Here is a 1,162-nt window from a genome sequence, read left to right as displayed (position 1 = left end):
CACAGGATTTAACTGCACAAATAAGACAGCTTGAAGAGAATGGCTGTGAGGTCATCTTTAAGGAGAAGGTTTCTGGTAGGAATAAAGACAACAGAGAGCAATTCCAGATGCTACTTGATAAGGTGGTGGCAGGGGATACCATAGTGGTCACTAAGCTAGACAGATTTGCTAGGAGTACAAAGGATGCCCTTGCCACAATAGAAGCCTTAAATGCCAAGAATGTAAGCCTAGTGGTGCTTAATATGGGTGGTGACAAGGTAGATACATCCACTGCCATTGGTAAGTTGATGGTCACAGTCCTTGCAGGCATAGCAGAATTTGAAGCAGACATGATAAAGGAAAGACAGCTTGAAGGCATTGCATTAGCAAAGGAAAGAAATGTGTATCAAGGCAAGCCTAAGAAGTACACAGAAAGGCATAGAGGATTACAACATGCACTGGAACTGTATGCTGACAGAGATAACAATGGTCTTACTGTTAATGCCATATCAGAGATAACCAAGATAAGCAGGGCAACAATATACAGGGCAGTAAGGGAACAAGGGCAGGAATAATCCTGTCTTTTTCTTATGCTGTCAGAGGAAATGAGATGGGTAATCACCCACAAAACTAAATCTAATTTTGTCTGAGGACTTCCTAGCAACACAGGTTGTCCTCTTTTTTATGCAATTTTATAAAGGAGAAGATGAACATGGCTAAAATCAAACTGAATATTGATAAGTCCTACTTCAATGATAAGTACATTCCATATATGAACAAAGAAGAAAGATACCAAGTGTATTATGGTGGAGCAGGTAGTGGTAAATCCAGATTCCTTGCAACCAAGTTGGTTATCAACCTATTCAAAAAGAAAACAAAACTGTTAGTGATAAGACAAACCTTTGCATCCATAAGGGATTCAGTATATGCAGAGTTTCTAACAGTGCTTGGTGACATGAAAGTGTTGCCTTATATGAAGGTCAGTAAGACATCCCTTACCATAACATTCCCCAATGGAAGTGAAATCATATTCAAGGGTGCTGATGATGAAACCAAACTCTTATCAATCAGTGGTGTTGATGCCTGTTGGATAGAAGAAGCAAGCCAAGTATCCTATGAACTATGGACACAGCTTAAATTAAGGCTAAGAGGTGGCAGTGATAAGAAGCAATTCTACCTGTCA

General features: G+C 39.8%; 2 protein-coding genes. Both read left to right on the top strand.

Features of this window, described 5'->3' with window-relative positions:
- On the top strand, positions 1–554 hold a 554-nt coding region (locus tag BR30_RS0116220), incomplete at its 5' end, for a recombinase family protein (RefSeq protein WP_026565887.1).
- A 137-nt stretch (positions 555–691) separates the two neighbouring features.
- The coding region (locus BR30_RS0116215) for a phage terminase large subunit (protein ID WP_026565886.1) at positions 692–1,162 on the top strand (471 nt) is incomplete at its 3' end.

The organism is Bacillus sp. UNC41MFS5, assembly GCF_000686805.1.
Note: the sequence above shows the minus strand (reverse complement) of the source record. Positions and strands in the feature narration are given on the sequence as shown.